This window comes from Tatumella terrea (genome assembly GCF_039523755.1).
In the GTDB taxonomy this organism is placed as follows: Bacteria; Pseudomonadota; Gammaproteobacteria; order Enterobacterales; family Enterobacteriaceae; genus Tatumella; species Tatumella terrea.
The window spans coordinates 370,848-386,670 of record NZ_BAAAFX010000018.1; the positions used below are offsets into that span (position 1 = coordinate 370,848).

The 15,823-nt window shown below is 53.6% G+C and carries 14 protein-coding genes; 5 read left to right on the forward strand and 9 right to left on the reverse strand.

Annotation, left to right across the window (positions count from 1 at the left end):
* Positions 1-49: 49 nt before the first annotated feature.
* Positions 50-928: a DNA-binding transcriptional regulator YeiE gene (gene yieE, locus ABD035_RS15000; protein WP_212713953.1), complete on the reverse strand. Its 879-nt coding sequence runs from the start codon at positions 926-928 to the stop codon at positions 50-52.
* 147 nt (positions 929-1,075) lie between these two features.
* On the opposite strand from yieE, the gene ABD035_RS15005 reads away from it, so the two are divergent.
* Together ABD035_RS15005 and nfo are read left to right on the forward strand one after the other, a co-directional pair.
* Positions 1,076-2,137, forward strand: coding sequence for a YeiH family protein (locus ABD035_RS15005; protein WP_343871032.1), 1,062 nt, complete (start codon positions 1,076-1,078; stop codon positions 2,135-2,137).
* Positions 2,138-2,192: 55 nt separating this feature from the next.
* Positions 2,193-3,038, forward strand: coding sequence for a deoxyribonuclease IV (nfo, locus tag ABD035_RS15010; protein ID WP_212713954.1), 846 nt, complete (start codon positions 2,193-2,195; stop codon positions 3,036-3,038).
* Between the two features lie 44 nt (positions 3,039-3,082).
* Here the strand turns inward: nfo and fruA are convergent, their stop codons facing one another.
* The 4 genes from fruA to ABD035_RS15030 all read right to left on the reverse strand — a co-directional run bounded on the left by fruA (position 3,083) and on the right by ABD035_RS15030 (position 7,448).
* A complete protein-coding gene (fruA, locus tag ABD035_RS15015; protein ID WP_343871033.1) occupies positions 3,083-4,768 on the reverse strand; it encodes a PTS fructose transporter subunit IIBC in 1,686 nt (561 codons plus the stop codon).
* 20 nt (positions 4,769-4,788) lie between these two features.
* Positions 4,789-5,727 carry a 1-phosphofructokinase gene (gene fruK, locus ABD035_RS15020; protein ID WP_212713955.1) on the reverse strand — a complete coding sequence of 313 codons (939 nt, stop codon included), beginning with the start codon at positions 5,725-5,727 and terminating at the stop codon, positions 4,789-4,791.
* A complete protein-coding gene (fruB, locus tag ABD035_RS15025) occupies positions 5,724-6,857 on the reverse strand; it encodes a fused PTS fructose transporter subunit IIA/HPr protein (protein ID WP_212713956.1) in 1,134 nt (377 codons plus the stop codon). Before fruB ends, fruK begins: the two co-directional genes overlap by 4 nt.
* Before the next feature lie 336 nt (positions 6,858-7,193).
* Positions 7,194-7,448 (reverse strand): YkgJ family cysteine cluster protein, encoded by a 255-nt coding sequence (locus ABD035_RS15030; protein ID WP_212713957.1) that lies wholly within the window; start codon positions 7,446-7,448, stop codon positions 7,194-7,196.
* 193 nt (positions 7,449-7,641) lie between these two features.
* On the opposite strand from ABD035_RS15030, the gene yeiP reads away from it, so the two are divergent.
* On the forward strand, positions 7,642-8,214 hold the full coding sequence (gene yeiP, locus ABD035_RS15035; RefSeq protein WP_025903383.1) for an elongation factor P-like protein YeiP: 573 nt from the start codon (positions 7,642-7,644) through the stop codon (positions 8,212-8,214).
* 519 nt (positions 8,215-8,733) lie between these two features.
* Positions 8,734-9,432 (forward strand): phosphatase PAP2 family protein, encoded by a 699-nt coding sequence (locus ABD035_RS15040; RefSeq protein ID WP_212713958.1) that lies wholly within the window; start codon positions 8,734-8,736, stop codon positions 9,430-9,432.
* A gap of 583 nt (positions 9,433-10,015) precedes the next feature.
* Here ABD035_RS15040 and tnpA read toward each other — a convergent pair.
* Both tnpA and ABD035_RS15050 read right to left on the reverse strand, forming a co-directional pair.
* A complete protein-coding gene (tnpA, locus tag ABD035_RS15045; RefSeq protein WP_343870993.1) occupies positions 10,016-10,474 on the reverse strand; it encodes an IS200/IS605 family transposase in 459 nt (152 codons plus the stop codon).
* 206 nt (positions 10,475-10,680) lie between these two features.
* A complete protein-coding gene (locus tag ABD035_RS15050) occupies positions 10,681-12,243 on the reverse strand; it encodes an APC family permease (protein ID WP_212713959.1) in 1,563 nt (520 codons plus the stop codon).
* 756 nt (positions 12,244-12,999) lie between these two features.
* Here ABD035_RS15050 and mepS point away from each other — a divergent pair.
* Positions 13,000-13,575 carry a bifunctional murein DD-endopeptidase/murein LD-carboxypeptidase gene (gene mepS / locus ABD035_RS15055; protein ID WP_212713960.1) on the forward strand — a complete coding sequence of 192 codons (576 nt, stop codon included), beginning with the start codon at positions 13,000-13,002 and terminating at the stop codon, positions 13,573-13,575.
* A gap of 179 nt (positions 13,576-13,754) precedes the next feature.
* Here mepS and ABD035_RS15060 read toward each other — a convergent pair whose 3' ends face one another.
* Both ABD035_RS15060 and rsuA read right to left on the reverse strand, forming a co-directional pair.
* Complete coding sequence (locus tag ABD035_RS15060) at positions 13,755-14,936, reverse strand: Bcr/CflA family multidrug efflux MFS transporter (protein ID WP_343870995.1); 1,182 nt, start codon at positions 14,934-14,936, stop codon at positions 13,755-13,757.
* A gap of 21 nt (positions 14,937-14,957) precedes the next feature.
* Complete coding sequence (gene rsuA / locus ABD035_RS15065) at positions 14,958-15,692, reverse strand: 16S rRNA pseudouridine(516) synthase RsuA (protein ID WP_212713962.1); 735 nt, start codon at positions 15,690-15,692, stop codon at positions 14,958-14,960.
* Positions 15,693-15,823 lie beyond the last annotated feature (131 nt).

Sequence of the window (15,823 nt, forward strand, 5' to 3'; positions counted from 1 at the left end):
TTACCTTCATAATCCCCCGCCGATTATTAGCAACCCCGGGCGGACCGGGTCAGGCAATGTCCTGTTCATGGCAATAAGAAAGAAAACGGATCAGCGTTCGGGACAAGTGTTTCTGCTGATGGTGGATGCGATATAACGTTCTGGTTAGCGGTGGCAGTGGCAGCGGGACCTGGCGCAGGCTGCCATTTTCAAGCTGGTCTGCGATCACCCGGCGTGACAGGCAACTGATCCCCATTCCATAACGTACCGCATGCTTAATCGCCTCGGAATTCCCCAGCTCCATCGCTATTCTGAACCGGGGGAGATGAGAAAGCAGCAGATAGTCCACGATTTCCCGGGTCCCTGACCCGCGTTCGCGCAGGATCCAGGGGGAGTCTGCCAGTTTTTCCAGCGTGACGGCTTCGCGGAAAATGGCCGACTGTGGTGCAGCAAAAACCACCAGTTCATCCTGCAGCCAGTTTTCACTGACGATCCCGGTGATATGACAAGGCCCTTCGATCAGCCCCACATCCACGCGAAAATCACTGACCGCCTGGATCACGTCCTGACTGTTCCCGACCGTCAGGTCCAGCGGAGCCTGCGGAAAATCACGCCGGTACTCTGCCATCATGGCAGGCAGCAGATAGTTGCCGATAGTACTGCTGGCGGCGATCCGGATGGCACCATGATCTTCACGGAAAAGTTGTTCGGTCTCTTTCGCCTGTTCCAGTAACGAGACGGCTTTCGGATAGAGCAAGCGGCCATGTTCATTCACAATCAGTCGCTTGCCGGAGCGATCGAACAGTTTTACCGCTAACTGATGTTCAAGATCAGCCAGCGCCGCACTGACGGCCGACTGCGATAGCGCCAGTTGCTGCGCTGCCCGGGTCGTCGACCCGCTCTTTACAATTTCACTGAATACTTCCAGCTGTCTTAGGGTGATATGCACACTGTCTCCTCACGGATGCCCTGACGGATAACGGAAGCCTCCGCACGTTAACCAGTTATAGTGGTTAATTATAAATATATAATCAATTTCTCTTTTAAGCAAAACCCCGGCAGGATAAGGGTCATTGACTCAGCAAGGAATGACATGATGACTCTGCATCAGCAACTCCGGGCGCCTCTGCCCCGCCTCCCCTTACTCCGTGGTCTTCTGCTCAGCGGTATGATTGCCGCAGGCGTGATCCCCCTGATCCAGATTCCCCTGGTAGCCCGGCTGGGGCTGGGGACACTGACCCTTTCGATCCTGGCCGGAATTATTACCGGTAATCTGTTACCCGCGACGGTTCATGTCCGCTGCGAGCAAGGGATCGCCTTCAGTAAACATTATCTGCTGCGGCTGGGGATTATTCTGTATGGCTTTAATCTCACCTTTCAGCAAATCGGCCATATCGGTTACCGTGGGCTGGTCACCGACATGATTATGCTGAGCAGTACATTTCTGGTGACCTGCCTGGCCGGACTGTACTGGATAAAACCGGATAAACAGACCGTATGGCTGATTGGTGCCGGCAGCAGTATCTGCGGCGCGGCGGCGGTACTGGCGACAGCCCCGGTCATCAGAGCCGATGCCGGAAAAGTGGCGGTGGCGGTGGCAACAGTGGTTATCTTCGGTACCGCGGCCATTTTTATCTATCCGCTGATCTGGGAGCTTATTCATCCCTGGTTGCCGGGTCTCAGTGCTGAGCAGTTCGGCATTTATACGGGTTCGACCGTCCATGAAGTGGCTCAGGTGGTGGCGGCCGGTCATGCTATCAGTCCGCAGGCCGAAGATACCGCGGTGATTGCCAAAATGCTGCGGGTCATGATGCTGGCACCGTTCCTGCTGCTGCTGGGACAGTGGGTTAACCGCACCCGTCAGCCTGCAGAGAATGCCGGCCCCGGTAAAATCACCTTCCCCTGGTTTGCCCTGATCTTTATTCTGGTCGCCGTCGTTAACTCGTTCGGTTTGCTGTCTGATACCTGGCTTTCATGGATCCGCCGCAGTGATAATATTCTTCTGGCGATGGCGATGGCCGCGCTGGGCCTGAGTACCCGCCTTTCTCAGCTGAAAACCGCCGGGCTGAAACCCTTACTGCTGGGAGCTGTCGTTTTTCTCTGGCTGATTATCGGCGGCGCAGGCGTCAATCTGCTGGTATGGCATGTTATGCAGTAAATCCTCAGGTATTATGTGTGACATTCAGCAAATACCGGGAAGTAAGGAGAAAGTAATGAAGTTTATCGGTGCGCATGTCAGCGCCGCAGGGGGCGTGGAAAACGCGGTCCTTCGTGCACACGAACTGGAAGCCACGGCCTTTGCACTGTTTACCAAAAATCAGCGCCAGTGGCGTGCTGCGGCATTAACAGAGGAAAGTATCAGCGCTTTCCGTCAGGCCTGCGAAAAATATAACTTCAGCTCAGGACAAATTCTGCCCCATGACAGTTATCTGATCAATCTCGGTCATCCGGTCAGTGAAGCACTGGAAAAATCACGACTGGCCTTTATTGATGAGATGCAACGGGCAGAATTACTCGGCCTGTCCTTACTTAACTTCCATCCGGGCAGCCACCTGCAACAGATTGCTGAAGAAGACTGTCTGAAGCGGATTGCAGAATCGATCAATATCGCGCTGGATCAGACGCAGGGTGTCACGGCGGTGATCGAAAACACCGCCGGTCAGGGCAGTAACCTGGGGTTTCGTTTTGAGCATCTGGCCGAAATCATCCATCACGTTGAAGATAAAAGCCGGGTTGGCGTCTGCATCGATACCTGTCACGCCTTTGCCGCCGGTTACGACCTGCGTACGGTCGAAGAGTGTGAAAATACTTTCCGGGAATTCGGACGGATTGTCGGCTTTGACTACCTGCGGGGCATGCACCTGAATGATGCGAAGAGTGAATTCGGCAGCCGGGTCGACCGCCACCACAGTCTGGGCGAAGGAAATATCGGTAATACCGTGTTCAGCTGGCTGATGAAAGATCCCCGCTTTGACGGTATTCCGTTAATTCTGGAAACCGTCAATCCGGATATCTGGAAAGATGAAATTGCCTGGCTGAAAGCCCAACAGACAGCATAAAAAAACAGGGCGCGATGCGCCCTGTTTTTCTTATCACACCGGCCTCAGGCGGTGACTGGTTCCGGTTTTTTCAGGAAGGCATAAGCAATACCCGCCAGCGCCGTTCCGATAATAATGGATAACAGATAACCCAGTACCGGGGTGATCGCCCCCGGGATCAGCAGAACAAACAAGCCGCCGTGAGGTGCCATCAGTTGGGCGCCGATCGCCATAGAGATAGCGCCGGTCACCGCGCCACCCACGATACAGCAAGGGATCACCCGCATCGGGTCACGGGCAGCGAACGGAATGGCCCCTTCAGAAATAAAGCACAGACCCAGCACCAGTGCGGCTTTACCGCCTTCCTGCTGTCCTTTATTAAATTTCCGTTTTGCCAGTAAGGTCGCAAGCCCCATCGCCAGCGGAGGTACCATCCCGGCAGCCATAATCGCCGCCATCGGCGCATAAGTTTTACTGCTCAGTAAACCGACACCAAAGGCATAAGCCACTTTATTGACCGGGCCGCCCATATCGGTACACATCATACCGCCCAGCACCGCACCCAGCAGTACCGCATTCGCCGTCCCCATGTTACCCAGCCAGTGCGTCAGCCATTCCATGATAGCGGCGACCGGTTTACCGACCACATAAATCATCAGCAGACCGGTGATCAGGCTCGCCAGCAGCGGAATAATCAGGATAGGTTTCAGGGCTTCCATACTCTGCGGAAGTTTCAGCCGTGTACTGATAAATTTCGCCACATAACCGGCAATGAAACCGGCAATGATCCCGCCCAGGAAGCCGGCATTAGTACTGGTCGCCAGCATACCGCCAATCAGCCCCGGCGTCAGACCAGGACGGTCAGCAATCGAGAAGGCAATGTAACCCGCCAGCACCGGCACCATTAATGCAAAAGCACTGCCCCCGCCAATCTGCATCAGCGCGGCGGCCAGCGACCCTTCCTGATGGAAGGCCGTGATCCCGAAGGCGAAGGATAACGCGATACTCAGGCCGCCTGCGACCACCATCGGCAGCATGTAAGAGACACCCGTCAGCAGGTGCCGGTATGCCCCGGCCTTTTCTTTACTGCCCTCGCTGGCGCTCGCTTCAGACTTCGCGCCGGCAGCATGGTAAGGTTTAGCTTCCGCCAGTGCTTTATCAAACTCCTGCGCGGTTTTCTTCAGTGCCAGTCCGGTCGAGGTGCGGTACATGGGTTTACCGGCAAATTTTGCCAGGTCGACCTCGATATCGGCGGCGATAATCACCAGATCGGCGGCCGCGATGTCCTCAGCGCTGACCGGATTACCGGCACCGACAGATCCGCGGGTTTCCACTTTGGCCCACCAGCCACGTTTTTTAGCTTCTGCCTCGATGGCTTCTGCCGCCATAAAGGTATGAGCGACGCCGGTCGGACAGGCGGTGACCGCCACAATACGTTTGGCTCCACTGGTCTCAGCCACCACCGGCTGAGCACTCACCGGTGCCTGCCAGGGAGTGGCCTGTTCACGTGCGGTGGTCAGAAAAGCCACCGCATCATTCAGCAGTGCCTGCAGATCGCCCTGCCAGCACGGTTTACCGCTCAGGGCCGGATCGGTAGGCGCGTTTTTGCCGGCGACCACGACCAGTTCAGCGTCTGCTGCGGAACGGGTTAAGGTCAGTCCGCATTTTTCAGCAGCCGTTTCGGCCGCTTTTTCGGCCATATATGCACTGGCTTTTCCCAGTGACGCATCAGTTATCAGCAGCGTTTTCATCATTTATTCCTCTTCTGCTGTCAGTGCACGGGCTGTAAATCGACACGTGCCATCATTGCCGCCAGTTGTGTCCGGTCAGCGACGCCTACATTACTTTGACTTACCGCCAGCGCGGCGACTGCCGTTGCCAGTCTCAGGGTATGTTCGCTGGACTCACGCATCAGTAACCCATAAATCAGGCCGCCGACCATGGAATCCCCTGCCCCTACGGTGCTGACCACCTCACAGGCCGGAGGTTTTGCCAGCCATTCCCCGGAGGCATTCACCCATAACGCCCCTTCGGCGCCGAGCGAAATCACCACATGGGCAATCCCTTCTTCCCGCAGTTTATGCGCGGCATCAATGACGTCCTGTAAGTCCGGTAACGGTTTTCCGGCCCAGGTTTCCAGCTCGCGACGGTTAGGTTTTACCAGCCAGGGAGCGGCTTTCAGCCCGGCTTCCAGCGCACTGCGGCTGCTGTCAAAGATAATGCACGGGCATAGCGCACGCAGGGATTTCATCCATGCGGTAAACGCTTCCGGAGAGACCCCTTCCGGTAAACTGCCGCTGACGCAGACCATATCGAACTGGCCCAGCCAGCTCAGTGAATCGGTCGTAAAACGTTCCCAGTCTTTGGCGGTCACAGCAAAACCGGAAAAGTTAAGATCGGTCACTTCGCCGTCCTGCTCGGTCAGTTTGACATTGATGCGCGTTCTTCCGCCGACAATCTGGAAACGGTTAGCAATCCCCAGCTCGCTGAAGAGCTGCTGAAATCCGTCCTGGTTATCCTTACCCAGAAAACCGCCGACAGTGACATCAATCCCAAGGTCTTTCAGTACCTTAGCGACATTAATCCCTTTGCCGGCGGCATGCAGACCGGTGGTTTTCACCAGGTTGACTTCACCCCGCTCAATTTCCGGGGTAAAGCCCACCAGATCATAAGCCGGGTTCAGGGTAATGGTTGCGACACGTCTGCTCATGCTGCCCCCTCACCGAGACCACTCTCAATGGCTTCGCCGATCGCGGTGATCGCGGCGGCAGCATCTTCTCCGCTGGCCGTAAAGCGCAGGCGGTGACCTTTCTTAACCCCCAGCGCGACCACTTTCATCAGGCTGCGTCCGTTTGCAGGTTTGCCGCTGCCATCCAGGTTAGTAACCGTAATATCGCTTTTGAAATTTTTGATGGTGGTGACCAGTGCCGTGCCCGGACGGGCATGCAGACCATGTTCGTTGCGGATCACAAATTCCGCGGTGATCACTTCATCTGCTTCAACATAATCGCTGGTCAGCAAGGCGAGGATCCCCGCCGGATCGGCACTGTCCAGCGCTGATGCATGCCCCCCGGTCAGTAAACGGTGCAGATACCCCAGTGCACTCAGCGGCTGATCATCAATAGCGGCAACCGTCATTAACAAGGACACCGGCTCATTATCTGCCGTCGTGAAGGCCGTTGCCGCACGACTGACCGCAATGGCGCTGAACAGATTGCCCTCAGCACTGTCGTTCAGCCAAATCCCGTGGCCAAGATGGAAAGGCGGATGAGAGATCACCTGGCTGACAAAACGGCTGTCCACCGCCCCCGCGGCCTGTAAACGCCCGGCGTTCAGTGCCTGTAACGTCATCAGATCAGTCGCCTCAACCCGGGTGGCGATCATGGAGGTGTCAAAACGAAATTCGGCCGCCTGTTTTTCACCCATCAGCAAGGCACGTAAATCTTCAGCTGACGCGGTTTTCAGTGTTTCAGCCACACTGTCATCACTCAGCACATGAGTTAACTGCCGTAGTAACGCCAGGTGCTCGTCGGATTTGGCGGCAATGCCGATAACCACATACGCGACCTGATCTTCTCCCCATTGAATGCCCTGCGGATACTGAAAGACCTGGACCCCGGTGTTGAGGACCTGATCACGGGTGTCGGTCGTACCATGAGGGATAGCAATACCATTGCCCAGAAACGTTGAGGTCTGCTGTTCACGAGCCAGCATACCCTCGACATACCCTTCCGTCACATTCCCGGCAGAAGTCAGGGCAGATGCGACCTGACGTATCGCTTCGTTTTTTTCACTGGCGCTGGCACCAGTATGTATCGCCTGTACATCGAGCTGGAACATAGAACTCCTCACTATCTTCAGTTGAATCGTTTCAGCTAACAGAGATAAAAAAAGTGTCCGGGACTGACAACAGGGAACACAGGCAGAGCTGAAACGTATCAGTAATATACGCGCCAAAAAAATTCTGCTGCAACAAATAACAAAATTCTTATGGCGATTTTTTGAGGCTACGCACACTTCATGACATTTATCTGATAATTCTACGGTATAGCGCTGAATTTCAATTGACGCAAATCAGATTCCGCTCAGTGCTTCAGCAAATTTCAGCTATCGTGGCCCGATAGCGGCCTGCAGGCCGTCGCTGTCAGAGAATGCGCTCCGGCAAAAGATGACGTCTCACGGGGCGGTACTGGCTTCCAGGCGTATCAGATAGGTCATCGCCGTATCGCGGTGCGTTGAACACATCTCAAATGAGGCTTTAAGCCCGCCGCAAACGGCTGGCCGCAGATCTGAACCAAAGATCTTACATAAATTATCATCCGATAACTGTACGCACCTGACGTTGGCGGGCTTGCCCCCGGGCATACCGGGTATGGGACTGGAAATTGACGGTGCGATACAACAGGCACCACAGCCGGTACGACACTCCATCAGGCACCTTCTTTGAACAGGCAGAGGGGGAACCCGGCACAAATGTGTGCGGGCAGGAGCGGCACTCTATCATTTATCCGGGCGTTCAACATCAGATGCTAAATAATTTATCTTCTTTCTCTTGCCTGCCACGCATTGCGCGAGTAACTTTGCGCGCATAATTCCCTGTATTGCTGACATAGTGAGAAAACCGATGCCGAAGGCGAATGAAATTAAACGTGGCATGGCCCTGAGCTGGAACGGAAAACTGCTACTGGTAAAAGATATTGATGTGCAGAGTCCCAGTGCCCGGGGTGCCGCGACGCTGTATAAAATGCGTTTTACTGACATCCGCACCGGACTGAAGGTAGAAGAACGCTTTAAAGGTGATGATATCCTCGACACTATCTCGCTCAGCCGCCGCGCCGTCAGTTTTTCTTACATTGACGGTGAAGAATACGTCTTTATGGATGATGAGGATTACACCCCTTATCATTTCAACCAGAAACAGATTGAGGAAGAGTTACTGTTCATTCCTGAAGGCGGTATCCCGGGGATGCATGTCCTGACCATGGACGGGCAGATTCTGGCTCTGGAATTACCCCAGACCGTCGATATGGAAATTACCGATACTTCCCCCGGTATTAAAGGGGCCTCTGCCAGCGCCCGCACCAAGCCGGCCGGCATGAGTACCGGGCTGGTCGTTCAGGTGCCTGAATATCTGAGCAACGGGGATAAAATCCGCATCCATATCCCTGAGCGTCGCTATATGGGCCGCGCAGATTAATACCCCAGGACGGCCGCATCGGTCGTCCGGACTCCCTTGCCGGGATGCCTTCCCCGGTAACCGCCCCGTATGACATCCGCATCAGCATTGCTGCCCCGCAGCCACGACCGGCATCTCCGGCGTATCGTTCTCCCTGATATTATCACCGGTAGCCTGGCGTTTTCTGCTCACTCCCGGGAGACCGCTCCCTTTTGTTCCCTGCGGTCAACGCGTCCACTCCCCGACACACCCCGCATCGCGGATAACCGGACTCTGCCTGCGGCCGCTCTTTCAGGCCCCGCCGCTGGCGGATATCGGGTATCGTTCCTGAAAAGACGCCGCCACAGCTGGTTACTTTATCACGTGATTTGTCAAATTTACTTACTTAATAATCTGTATAATAAACGCGTTTTTTCACACGTTCCTGGCAGGAAGAAGAGTGGATAACCGGCCGGTCACAGACCTTCATTAAGGAAGGTTGAACGTTCGTTTATATTTATATAGTACCCTACACCGTTATTAAAAAATTGAGTTTATAAAATGCGCCTTTCACGTCTGATCACTATCCTGTTGCTGAATGCCCTGGGCATCGCACTCTTTTTTTCGTGGTATCTGCCGGAACATCACGGTTTCTGGTTCGGCCTCGATAAAACCATTTTCTTTGGCTTCAATAACCAGATGGTGACGCATCACGCGTTCGCTATCTTTGTTGCCATCACCAACTTCCGGGGCTTTGACCTGGTTTCCCTGATAGCGATGGGACTGCTCTACTATTCCTACTGGCGAAAGAGTGATGCGGCGGGTCATCATCGTATGCTGGCTATCGGTGTGACCATGCTGATCAGTGCGGTCGTGCTGAATCAGTTAGGTCATCGTATCCCGGTGGTTCATAGCAGCCCGACGCTGTTCTTCCATAATGCTCACCGTGCAGGCGAACTGACCGGTATTCCGACCAAAGATGCGTCGGGGGACAGCTTCCCGGGAGATCACGGGATGATGCTGATGATTTTCGCCTGTTTTATGTGGCGTTATTTTGGTGGTCGCGCCTTTATTAAGGCGCTGATTATCTTCTTCGTCTTTGCGATGCCTCGTGTGATGGCGGGTGCACACTGGTTTACCGATATCGCTGTCGGCTCACTGTCTGTCGTTCTGGTCGGGATGAGCTGGTGGCTGTTAACCCCGGGCAGCGACATGCTGGTGAACTACCTGGATAAAAAGCTGCCCCGCAGAAAAAAATAGCGTTAAGCCCCTCCGGGCCTGCCGTCGGTGTGACTGCACTGACGGCTTTTGAATCTGTCTCCCCATCGCAGTGTTGACCTGTTTCACTCCGTTACTGTCCCTGTCTTATCTTCGGATCCTTTGACCGCCGGGGCCTGAGCGCGCCCTTTTGACATCAGGTTCTGTTCACCCCGGGGTGATACCGGCGCAGAAGCCTCCGTTCCCGCGGACGGCATACCCTGTAAGCCGGGTCCCCCTCCGGAGAGGATAGCCGCTGAAAGATCGCCAGTGGCCGGGTCGCTCTGCCAGACGGCCGCAGATACAACACCCGGTTCTGCAGGTGATACCCGTCATGTCACATCCACATTGTCACACCGATGCCCCTGCCTCCACCGGCGGGTATTTCCCGAGCGACGGCGACTTCTTCGGAGCATGGTCTGGCCTTAAGTGGTATCAATGAGGCAGTCAGGCAAGGTCATAAGCCCCTCACAAGCAAGAATAAATATCCTCCGGCATAGCCGGAGGTTTTTCAAATGCGCCTGTAAGGCTCTCTTACCAGCAGCGCCCTGACAGGCGCATCGCAATCTGACATTTGCATTTTGGATTACTTACGGCCCGTAAACGGGCTTACCGGATAAGGGATCGACAACTGCTCTCCCATTTTATCCGCTTCGGGCTGGTGCTTTATATATTCCTGTATCTTTTTCGTGCTCTTGCCTACCGTGTCTACATAGTATGCTCGGCACCAGAACTCCCTGTTTCTATACTTAAATTTCAAATCCCCGAACTGTTCATACAGCATCTGACTGCTTTTGCCCTTCAGATACCCCATAAAGCCCGATACACTCATCTTCGGCGGGATCTCCAAAAGCATATGCATATGATCAGCACAACATTCTGCTTCCAGGATATTCACATTTTTCCATTCACACAGCTTTCTTAAAATGCCACCTATTGCCCTTCGCCGCTCTCCATAAAAGACCTGCCTTCGGTACTTAGGTGCGAAAACTATGTGATATTTACAGTTCCATCGGGTATGCGCTAAGCTCTTTTCGTCCCTCATTGGGACCCCCTTTTGATTTCCTGTTGAACCTTTGCAGTTGCCAGACCGCAAGGTGTTTTAACAAATCAAAAGGGGTTTTTATATACGGCCCAAAGCTGAAAGCTTTACGGAGCCCCCAGCCTGGCTGGGGGTTTTCTGGATACAATAAAAAAGGCGCCTGTGAAGGCGCCTTATGTTTAATCAGTTCTGATTAACGTCGGTAATACTCAGTCAGCCAGTTCTTCATGATCTTTAATTTCCGGGACTGGCAGACTGGTGGCTACGCCCCAGTAGTAGCAGACCAGTGCTGCGACGGCAGCCAGAATCATATCGGTCGGTGAACCAATCGCATTGATTCCGCCAAACGTCCCCAGATAAGAGATAGCCAGAATCAGTACGTAGTAAACCAGTAACCACCAGCTGCATTTCAGGTCACGGGCAGAGGTCGCTGTCTTTTTCGCAAAGATGGCATAACCCAGCCAGGCCAGAATAAAGACCGGGATCAGCAGTTCATTAACAGACCAGCCACTCCAGTAGATCAGCAGTGTACTGGCAACAAAGGCTAACGGACTCAGCACCGATGCCAGTGGCAGACGGAATGGACGCGCCATACCTGGCAGGTGACGACGGAAGGCCCCCAGCGTAACCGGACCAGGCATATAGGTGAAGACGGTGGCAGACGTCACCGCACCAATCAGTCCGCCCCAGACCTGGAATTCAGAAGGTAATGTCCAGGCAATTGACAGGATCAGCGATAACCACAGCGCACCGCGCGGTACACCGGACTTAGGGTCCACCTCACCGAAGATTTTGAATAAATGTCCGTTACGTGCCCAGGCAAACAGAACACGGCTGGCACCTGCCAGATAGATATTCCCGGTGCCGGCGGGTGAAATGACCGCATCGACCAGAATCAGGTTAATCAGCCAGGTAATACCCAGACTACGTGCCAGATCCGCATACGGTGACTGGAAGATCTGCTTCAGTCCATCCCAGCCATGCGCCGTCAGCGCTTCTGAAGGAACTGCGCCCATAAAGGCATACTGCAGCGCAATGTAAATAACAAAGCTTACGGCAATCGCAATCATGATGGACAACGGAACATTGCGCTGAGGGTTTTTCGCCTCACTGGCAAAGTCGACCGCCTGACGAAAACCGAGGTAGGCAAACACAATGCCCGCGCCGGTCAGGGAAGTGAAGATACCGTGTGCCCCGCCTGGTGGCGGTGGTGGCACATCCAGGTTAGCGCCGTGGTAATACATAAACAGCGTAACAATGGTCAGTAACGGCACCACAAACTTGAACGTGGTGATCAGGGTATTCACCCGGCCAAAGACACTGACACTCCAGTAGTTCAGCAGGAAAAAGCCAACCAGCAACAGGATCTGGATCAAAAAACCCGCGGCTGTCGGGCTGCCATCCGTATGGCTGAGCCCCGGCCACCAGTATTGTGCATACTGACGCACGGCCTCAACCTCAACCCCGGCAGTACTGGTATAAGCCAGCAGCGAGCTGACACCAATGACAAATCCCACGACGTTACCGTGAGAAAAGTTAGGATAACGAACAAAGCCCCCCGCACGCGGAATCGCTGCTGAGAGTTCAGCGAACACTAAACCTATCATTAATACAATGATAGCGCCCAGGATCCATGCCCAACCGGTCTGGGCACCGGCGTAGCCGGAGCTGGTTAATGCGGCATAAAGCCAGCCGGACCCGATCATCGAGCCTATTCCTAACAGGCTGAGATCAACCAGCCCTAGTTTCTGTTTAAATGCACCCTTTGCCATAAAGACCTCATCATGTTGTGCTGCGACTGAAACTTCGTCATATCGTCTTAGTTTTTATTTCCTTACCTCTCAGATAAGCATTTTGCGTGCCAGAAATACAAACTGCCTGCAGATAAGATAAATCCGGGTTATTTCCTGCTGCTGCGGGGTCTCGCACCCGCCTGTTCACTTACCTGAGCCACAGGCCGGATGCCAACGCTAATAATCTGAAGGTGACGCACTGTTTTAGCGCAGTCAGCCGGTCATTGCACCCGAAAGGGGCAAAGTTATCATCAGGCCTAGCCACTAAAGAGATCAGTAACACGCCGGGACCAGTAATGACGGGCTCTGGCAGCATAGTTTGCAGAAAATCCGGTGACCCACATCTCGTCAGGATCGGCAGAATTCCCGCCGGATATCGGGGTTCAGAAGCGTCAGTACCCGGAGGAAAGACGCAGATTCTCAGGGAGGGATAAGGATTTTTCATCCTGAAACAGATTTCACGGATTACGGGTAAAAGGGTAAGCAATTTTATTGAATTAATCTAAATCAAAAATTTCCCTAAAAGCTCTCGCCAGTTGGCATTTTATACGGTAATCTGCCTTTATATCGGCATATGTTCTGATACAAGCGCTAACGTATTATCTGTTCACTGCATTTTATCCGCGTGTTCTTATAATCGGCGTCTTTCAGCGTACCCGTCCGGTTATTCTCTTTATTTCTTGTTATCTGGCTAGCGGCAATTTGTCGTAAGGACTTTGAAGGGAACTACGTATAATGGTCAAATCTCAACCTACCCTGAGATATATCTGGCGGGTCGTGCCCGCAATTGCTTTAGCAACATTACTTTCGGCCTGTAGCACCACCCCCGCACAAACCACTGCCCGGGTAGAGAAGCATGAAGTTAACAACCATAATGGTTTTTTACTTCAGGCGTCTCAGGCTGAATTTGAACAGATGGTTAAGAACGTGGACATCAAGTCACGGATTATGGACCAGTATGCTGACTGGAAAGGTGTACGTTACCGGATGGGCGGTGATACCAAACGGGGTATCGATTGTTCCGCTTTCGTTCAGCGAACGTTTCGCGAGCAGTTTGGCCTGGATTTACCGCGTTCGACCTCTGAACAGCAGGATGCAGGATTAAAAGTCTCACGTAACAAATTGCGTCCCGGTGATCTTGTACTGTTCCACTCTGGCTCGACCGGTCGTCATGTGGGGATCTATCTGGGCAATAATAATTTTGTTCATGCATCCACCAGCAGCGGCGTAATGATTTCAAGTCTTAATGACAGTTACTGGAAAAATCGCTATCGCGAAGCACGTCGGGTTTTAACTAACGTCAACAGTTAATGTCATCAGGCCTTTAAAGTCTTTAGCCAGACACTAAAAAAAACGCTGCCCCCGGGCAGCGTTTTTTTATGCTGATATTTCACCGCTATGGGTTTCAAAACACACTCTTTCCCGGCAGGCAACGACCGCCCGCAGAGCGGCCCGGTGCCGGGGCATGTCCGGCCTGAGGCTGCGGAATTTTATTTTGCCGCCCGGGCCAGACGCTGGCTGCGGGAGGCGAAACGAAACAGTAAGACAGAAAGTGTGGCGCAGGCAGCAATCATTCCGGCCATCGGCCAGGCCGTGTTAAAACTGAACAGTGATAATAACGCCCCCGTCAGTGCGCCAATGCCGAAGCGCAACGTGCCCGCCAGTGAAGAGACCGTCCCGGCAATATGCGGAAACTCATCCAGAATCACCGCCATGCCGTTGGAGGAGACCATCGACACACAACCAATAAAGACAGCTACACTCAGCACCAGAGGATACAATCCCCATCCTAATGCACAGACCAGCAATAACGCGATACCCGCCACGAACTGTATCATCAGTGCCATGCGAAACAGGAACAACGGCCCTGTTTTGCGCACCAGTCGGGTATTAATCAAGGTCATCGAGAACAGAAAGACGATATTCAGCGAAAAATAATAACCGAAATGCTGCGGCGAAATATGAAAAAGCCGGATATAAATAAACGGCCCGGCATTCAGAAACGCAAATAAACCGGCAAACGAGAATCCGCTGGCCATCATCAGCGCAAATACCGTTTTATTACGGAACAGAATAATAAAGTTGTTCAGGATAGTGCGCAGGTGCAGAGGCTGACGTTTTGTGACAGGCAACGATTCTTTCACAAAAAACGTCACCAGCAGAAACCCCGCAAGCGCTGCCACCGCCAGGGTCCAGAATACGGATTGCCAGTCGCCGGCGAGCAGCAACCAGCCCCCGAAAATCGGTGCCAGCAGCGGCGCCAGGGTGGTGATCAGCATCATTATCGACATCATGCGTGAGAACTCAGCGCTGGCATAGGAATCGCGGATGATAGCATTGATGACCACTCCGGCAGACGCCGCGGCCAGGCCATGAACCAGCCGCATCCAGATAAGGTGGTCAATACTCCCGGAGAGCGCACAGCCGACCGCCGCTGCAATAAAAATCCCAATCCCCGGCAACAATACCGCCTTCCGCCCCAGGCTATCGGACAGCGGGCCATAAAAGAGCTGGCCGACAGCAAACCCCAGAATATAGATATTCAGCGTCATCTGAACCTTACCGCTGGATACCATAAACTCGCTGGCAATTTGAGGCATGGCCGGCAGATACATGTCGATAGACAGTGGCATCAGCATTGCCAGCAAGCCCAGGATAACGATAAGCCTCAATTTTTTTCTCCGGGTGACAGGCTATTTACGGCGCGCTGCTTTTTGTTGTAATTCGACAGGCAGACCGACACTGTCGATTTCCTCGCGGGTCAGTTCACGGTATTCGCCAGGCTCCAGGGTCTCATCCAGCACAATATCGCCGATCTGCTGACGATGGAGGGCCACAACATGGTTACCCACGGCGGCAAACATCCGTTTGACCTGATGGTAGCGCCCTTCACTGATGGTCAGCAGCACTTCGGTCGGGGTGATCACCTCCAGCACGGCAGGTTTTGTCGCCTCATCATCCCCGCGCAGTGCCACACCTTTGGCGAACTGTTCGGCGACCTGCTCATCCAGCGGAGAGTCCAGCGTGACATGATAGGTTTTTTCGCAATGATGGCGTGGCGACGTGATGCGGTGTGACCATTGTCCGTCATCGGTCAGCAGCACCAGTCCGGTAGTATCAATATCCAGACGCCCTGCGGAATGAAGTTTCCAGGCCATCGGTTCTTCGAGGAAGTATAAAATCGTCGGGTATTCTTCATCCTCCGTCGCACACACATATCCCTGCGGCTTATTCAGCATAAAATAGCGGGGGCCGGTGATCTGTTGCAGCCGGTTACCCTCGTAGGCAACCTCATGCTCCGCAGACACCTTGAAGGCGCTGTCTTTCACTATCTCACCATCGACGGTGACTTTCTGAGCACGAATTTCACGGGATGCAATGGCCCGGCTAATTTCCAGTTGTTGAGAGATGAATTTATCAAGTCGCATGAATTTCTTTTTGCCTGTAGCAGCGAAGGGTAAATACAATGACGCTAACCGTCATCTTCAGCCGGTCAGTATAGCGTGATCTGTACTGCACTGTCAGTGATGGCATGCGATCCCTTAAGTCAGTCCCGGAA